5 protein-coding genes are annotated in these 6,530 nt (G+C 49.9%); all 5 read right to left on the bottom strand.

Features of this window, described 5'->3' with window-relative positions; all coding sequences use genetic code 11:
* The coding region (locus B2633_RS03395; RefSeq protein ID WP_483169143.1) for an LON peptidase substrate-binding domain-containing protein at positions 1-1,127 on the bottom strand (1,127 nt) is incomplete at its 3' end.
* Between the two features lie 132 nt (positions 1,128-1,259).
* Positions 1,260-2,903, bottom strand: a complete 1,644-nt coding sequence (lonB, locus tag B2633_RS03390; RefSeq protein ID WP_483169142.1) for an ATP-dependent protease LonB — start codon at positions 2,901-2,903, stop codon at positions 1,260-1,262.
* Positions 2,904-3,026: 123 nt separating this feature from the next.
* Positions 3,027-4,277, bottom strand: a complete 1,251-nt coding sequence (gene clpX, locus B2633_RS03385; protein WP_483169141.1) for an ATP-dependent Clp protease ATP-binding subunit ClpX — start codon at positions 4,275-4,277, stop codon at positions 3,027-3,029.
* A 26-nt stretch (positions 4,278-4,303) separates the two neighbouring features.
* Positions 4,304-4,900 carry an ATP-dependent Clp endopeptidase proteolytic subunit ClpP gene (gene clpP, locus B2633_RS03380; RefSeq protein WP_483169139.1) on the bottom strand — a complete coding sequence of 199 codons (597 nt, stop codon included), beginning with the start codon at positions 4,898-4,900 and terminating at the stop codon, positions 4,304-4,306.
* Between the two features lie 64 nt (positions 4,901-4,964).
* A complete protein-coding gene (gene tig, locus B2633_RS03375; RefSeq protein WP_483169137.1) occupies positions 4,965-6,287 on the bottom strand; it encodes a trigger factor in 1,323 nt (440 codons plus the stop codon).
* Between the last annotated feature and the right edge of the window lie 243 nt (positions 6,288-6,530).

Here is a 6,530-nt window from a genome sequence, read left to right as displayed (position 1 = left end):
TCACGAATGCCTCCCAGAGACATACGCACAAACTTGCGGCCTAAAGAGCGGGCTACCGATTTGCCCAATGAGGTTTTCCCCACTCCGGGGGGGCCGACCAGACAGAGGATGGGGCCTTTCATTTTCTTGGCCAGCTTGCGGATGGCCAGATATTCGAGTATTCTCTCTTTGGGTTTTTCCAGGCCATAATGATCCGCCTCCAGTATGCCTGCGGCCACTTTGAGGTCGAGCCGGTCCCTGGTTTCAACCGACCAGGGCAGCGACAGAATCCAATCCAGGTAATTCCTCACTACCACCGCCTCCGCAACCATAGGCGGCATTTTTTCCAGTCTTTCCAGTTCTTTGTAGGCCTTTTCCCGGGCGTCTTTGGGCATATTGGCCTCTTCGATGCGCTCCCGCAATTCTTCCACCTCGCTGGTGCGATCGTCTTTTTCGCCCAGCTCCTTTTGAATAGCCTTCATCTGCTCGCGCAGATAGTACTCCTTCTGGGTCTTTTCCATCTGTTTGCGCACCCGGATATTGATCTTCCGTTCCAGCTCCAGGACTTCCATCTCTTTGGCCAGGATCTCGCACAGATACTCCAGACGCGGCCCTACTTCCAGGGCTTCCAAGATCCGCTGTTTTTCTTGAATGCGCAGGGTCAGGTGTGAAGCGGTAACATCGGCCAGACGGCCCGGTTCATCTATAGCCACCACAGATACCACGGTTTCCGGAGGGATCTTTTTGCTCATACGCACATACTGTTCAAACTGCGCGATCAAGGTTCGCATAAGGGCTTCGACCTGAGCGTCTTTTTCATGCACATCGTCATGATATTCAGCTATGGTCACCTTTATAAAAGGCTCATGATCGGTATAGCCCTTGATCTCGGCGCGATGCAGACCCTCAACCAGAACTCGCATGGTCCCTCCGGGCATTTTAAGGATTTGCCTGATCTCCGCCACCGTACCGATGGCAAAGATATCCTCTTCCTCGGGTTCATCAGTCTGGGCCTCTTTTTGTGTAGCCAGAAAAATCTCTTTGTTTTCCAGCATGGCCTCTTCGATGGCCTTGATGGATTTTTTACGCCCCACATCCAGGTGAATCACAGTATATGGAAAAACCAGCATGCCACGCAGGGGCAGCATGGCAATTTGACGGTATTCTTTAATTTCTTGCACCATTACACCTCCCAGCCATTTATTCTACTATATGTGTTCAAAAGGGGCAATATTGCATAGGATTTGCTTTTTCGCGGCAGCTATATGCCTATGATTCCATTATATGTTTATATTCTCGCAGATAAAAGCCTTATCAAACACCTGTTGCAGATCTTGAACCGGAATAATCTCAATATCAGGGAAGCTGGTGAAGATGTTGAGCCAGTTGTCCTCAGGGATAATAGCCCGTTTGATACCGGCTTTACGAGCTGCTTCGATTTTGCTTACCACTCCTCCCACCGGTTTGACCTTACCGTGTACTGAAACCTCCCCGGTCATAGCCAGGAGATGGTCTACCGGCAGACCTTGGTTGGCGGAATAAATGGCGGTAGCTATACTGACCCCGGCCGAAGGCCCGTCAACCGGAACCCCGCCAGGAAAGTTCAAATGAATATTATAATCTTTGAGTTTAAGGCCATATCGGGCTTGCAAAACCGTCAACACGTTTTCCACCGCGCCCCGGGCCATACTCTTGCGGCTGTACTTGCGGTCCGCTCCCCCCATCTCTTCCTGCTCAACTACTCCGGTAGCCGTCCACTGCCCGCGGCCGTCGTCTACCGATATGCAGTTGCATTCCACCTCGATCAAGGTACCCACATTAGCGCCATAAACGGCCAAACCGTTTACCACCCCCACGGTGGGAACATGTTTGAGTTTCACTTCCGGCCGGGGGGAAAAGCGCCCGTTGTTTAAGACCTTCTCCACCGTGCTCAGGGTGATGCGGTTATTATTATCCATTTGAGCAATTCCCGCAGCGAGCTGCACAATATTGACAGCTTCGCGGCCGTTGCCGGCATAGCGGATGATCTCATGCAAGGCCTCCTCATCGATCTCAAATTGTATCTTTTGAACCGCGCTCAGAGCGATGCGGCGGATATCTTCTTTATCGAGGGGGTTAAAAAAAACCTCCATACAGCGGGAACGCAGGGCCGGGGCTATCTCGCCGGGCATGCGGGTGGTGGCCCCCACCAGCCTGAAATCAGCCGGCAGCCCGTTCACAAAGATGTCGTGGATGTGCTGCGGTATATTGGGATCATTTTCGGTAAAATAAGCGCTTTCAAGGAGAACAATGCGGTCTTCCAATACCTTTAACAGCTTGTTCATCTGAGTGGGATGCAGTTCCCCGATCTCATCAATAAAAAGAATGCCGCCATGGGCCTTGGTGCAGGCGCCCGGCTTGGGCTGCGGAACTCCGGCCGAACCCAGGGACCCGGCTCCCTGATAGATGGGGTCATGAACCGAGCCGATCAAGGGGTCGGCGATGTTTCTCTCGTCAAATCTGGTAATAGTGGCATCGACTTCAACGAATTTGGCCTCGTTTCCAAAGGGGGAAGCCTGGTTTTTCTTGGCTTCTTCCAGTACCAGGCGAGCCGCGGCGGTTTTTCCCACCCCGGGAGGTCCGTAGATGATTACATGCTGGGGATTGGGGCCGCACAGGGCGGAGCGTAATAAATCGATGCCTTCCTCCTGACCGACCACATCCGACAGGTGGGCGGGGCGGGTCAGGCTGGAGAGCGGTTCACTGAGTTTGACCTTGCGCATCTGTCTGAGTTTATGGGTCTCTTTTTCGGCCTCCCTGACTACCACGTTTTTTCTGCTTTGCTGATTCTTCAAAAGGTTCCAGAAATACATGCCGATGATAATCGCGAAGGCCAATTGTATCAAATATAAAACTGCCCCGTATCTTATAAAGAAATCATTCAATTGCTGTTTTTCCTTCCTTCCGTTTTACAATATTATTCCCGATAGCGTATCTTTGGTATAAGGAAAATCAGCAAGTAAAAAAAGGCAGCTTTCGCTGCCTTTTCCTTATTGACCAGTGTATTATCAGTTTACTTTGCGCTTGGCTTCGACCGTCACCAAAAGAGGCTCTTCCTTTTTCTCGATGACGTCTTTGGTAACCACTACTTTGGTGATATCGATGCGGGATGGAACCTCGTACATCACATTCAGCATGATGTCTTCGATGATAGCCCTCAGTCCCCTGGCTCCAGTATTGCGGCGCAGGGCTTCCTGGGCAATGGCTTCCATGGCGTCCTCCATAAACTCCAGATCCACCCCATCCAATTCCAGCAGTTTCTTATACTGTTTGACCAGAGCGTTCTTGGGTTCTTTCAAGATGCGCACCAGAACCTGCGCGTCCAGGGCTTCCAGGGTGACAATTATGGGAACACGGCCAACGAATTCGGGGATCAGGCCATACTTAAGCAAATCTTGGGGCAGGATCATTTCCAGGATCTCGCCGATTTTCTTTTCCTGGCGGATCTTGATGTCCGCTCCGAATCCCATCACCTGATGGCCGATACGGTTTTGAATGATCTTGTCGATGCCTTCAAAAGCCCCGCCGCAGATGAACAGGATATTACTGGTATCTATCTGGATAAATTCCTGATGAGGGTGTTTGCGTCCGCCCTGCGGAGGAACGGAAGCCACCGTTCCCTCCAGGATTTTCAACAAGGCCTGCTGTACGCCTTCACCGGAAACATCCCGGGTGATACTGGGATTATCCGTTTTCCTGGCAATTTTGTCTATTTCGTCGATATAAACGATGCCTTTTTCAGCCTTTTCGATATCATAATCGGCCGCTTGTATGAGTTTGAGCAGTATGTTCTCAACATCTTCACCGACATACCCTGCTTCCGTAAGAGAGGTTGCATCCGCGATCGCAAAGGGCACATTGAGAATACGCGCCAGGGTCTGGGCCAGCAAGGTCTTACCGCTGCCGGTAGGCCCCAGCATCATGATATTGCTCTTCTGCAACTCCACATCGTCCAGTTTCATCCCCAGGTTGATGCGTTTGTAGTGGTTGTAAACCGCCACTGCCAGCGATTTTTTGGCCTTCTCCTGGCCGATAACGTAATCGTCCAGAATCTCTTTGATCTCATTGGGCTTGGGGATGTCCCCCATTTCAAATCCCAGATCGTCAGCCAGTTCCTCTTCAATAATTTCATTGCACAACTCGATGCATTCATCGCAGATGTACACGCCGGGTCCAGCGACCAGTTTCTTGACCTGGTCCTGGGTCTTGCCACAAAATGAGCATTTCAGTTGACCTTTTTCGTCCCCGTACTTGTGCATTAGTTCACCCCTCTTGGCGAGCCTCCCTATTTTTTCTGGGATTCTCTTTTGAATACCTCGTCGATGAGGCCGTAATCCTTAGCTTCTTCAGCAGTCATAAAATAATCTCTTTCCGTATCCGCCTTCACCTTCTCCAGGCTCTGACCGGTCCGCTCGGAAAGGATCCGGTTCAAAGTCGCTTTGGACTTCAGTATCTGCCGGGTACGAATTTCGATGTCTGTGGCCTGCCCCTGAGTGCCCCCCCAGGGTTGATGAATCATGATCTCTGCGTTAGGCAGGGCGAACCGTTTGCCTTTCGCTCCGGCAGCAAGCAGGAAAGCTCCCATGCTGGCCGCCAGACCTACGCATATCGTCGAGACATCCGGGCGAACATACTGCATGGTATCATAAATAGCCATGCCGGCGGTGATGGATCCACCAGGGCTGTTGATATACAAAGAAATATCTTTGTCTGGCGCCTCTGCTTCCAGGAAAAGGAGCTGGGCGATGACCAGATTGGCAACGGTATCATCCACCGCACTGCCCAAAAAAACGATGCGGTCCTTTAATAAACGGGAGTAGATGTCATAAGACCTCTCGCCCCGATTGGTTTGTTCTACTACCATTGGTATCAGGTATGACATGATTATTCACCTCTTAGTACAAAAATTATTCAAATTAAATTTTACTGTTCTCTCCGGTCTTGATTTAATCTGTTACAGGTGCTTCTGTTTCAGGAGTTGTTTCAATGATTATGGCTTTATCTAATAAATAATCTATGGCTTTATCCACCTTAAGCTGCATGGTAACACCTTCCATTATTTCTTCCAGGCGCTCCCTGGCATCCTCTATGGATAAGCCGGTATTGTTAGCCACTTCTTCTATGTGTTTGTTTATTTCTTCGTCGCTGACTTCAATCCCTTTTTCTTCAACCAGTTTTTCCAGCAGGAAATCGTATTTAACTTTGGTCTCCGCCTCCGGATACAGGGATTCACGGAGTTTATCAATGCTGCTGCCGGTGATCTGCAGGTACTGGTTCAGGTCCAGCCCCTGGGAGTTCATGCGATATTCAAACTGACGCAGCATGATATCGGCGTGCTCCTTGACAACCGCTTCAGCCACCGGTATTTCGCAGCGCTGCAGGGCCTGATTCAGCAATTCCTGGCGCATGAGGTCGCGTTTTCTGCCCTCAGCCTGTTCCAGCAGGTTTTGCTTGATGCTGCCGCGCAGTTCTTCAACAGTTTCAAATTCGCTTACCTCTTGTACAAAACTGTCATCCAAATCCCTGATTTGTTTGGTTTCAATCTTATTGACCTTTATTGTGAAGACCGCTTCCTTGCCGGCCAATTCTTCGGATTGATAATCTTCCGGAAATTTTACGGTGACATCTTTTTCTTCACCGGTTTTTACACCCACGACCTGCTCTTCATAACCGGGAATAAAGGTATTGGAGCCTAACTCCAGAGGATAGTTTTCGCCTTTACCGCCGGCGAAGGGCACCCCGTCGATAAATCCTTCAAAATCATGGTACACGGTGTCCCCGTTTACCGCAGCTTCATCATCCGCTTTCACCACCAGCTGAGCATAGCGAGTCTGCATATCATTGATTCTGTTTTCCACATCCTGATCGGTGACCTCAAATGCGGGTACTGAGATTTCAATACCTTCCAGATCGCCCAGAATAACCTCGGGTTTGACCGGAATGCGGGCTTTAAAAGTAAACGCCTCGCCGACGTTGATTTCGTCGATGTCAAAAGTGGGCTGTGCGATGGGCACAATCTCAAGCTGCTTGACAGCTTCTTCATAGGCCAAGGGCACGATATATTCTATAGCATCCTGGTAGAGGATCTCGGTTCCGAAACGGGCTTCCAACAGTTGGCGAGGAACGCGGCCCTTACGAAATCCAGGCAAGGATACCTCTTTCACAACCTTAAGATAAGCCTTTTGCAGACCTTCTTCCAATTGCTCGGCATCAACCTCTACCGCTATGTATGCTTCACTGTGTTCTATTTTTTCTAACCTGGCTTCCATTTATGCTCCTCCTAACTGCTACCAATTATTATCATTGCTCAGCATTGCCACAATGTTATTAGATTATCCCTGATTTACCAATTTGTAAATACATAATAAATCCTGATAAAGAATTTACCCTAATTATAACAAAAACACAACACCCCGGCGCAAGCCGAGGTATAGGATGCAAATGGAGCGGAAGACGAGATTCGAACTCGCGACCCTCGCCTTGGCAAGGCGATGCTCTACCACTGAGCCACT

The sequence above is a fragment of the Syntrophomonas sp. UBA1041 genome (assembly GCF_002316705.1).
Classification (GTDB): Bacteria; Bacillota; Syntrophomonadia; order Syntrophomonadales; family Syntrophomonadaceae; genus DTU019.
Note: the sequence above shows the minus strand (reverse complement) of the source record. Positions and strands in the feature narration are given on the sequence as shown.

What these genes read in the sequence shown, in the direction of transcription:
- clpX (WP_483169141.1), bottom strand. Translation starts at nt 4,277, where the DNA reads ATGCACAAGTACGGGGACGAAAAAGGTCAACTGAAATGCTCATTTTGT.
- tig (WP_483169137.1), bottom strand. Translation starts at nt 6,287, where the DNA reads ATGGAAGCCAGGTTAGAAAAAATAGAACACAGTGAAGCATACATAGCG.
- clpP (WP_483169139.1), bottom strand. Translation starts at nt 4,900, where the DNA reads ATGTCATACCTGATACCAATGGTAGTAGAACAAACCAATCGGGGCGAG.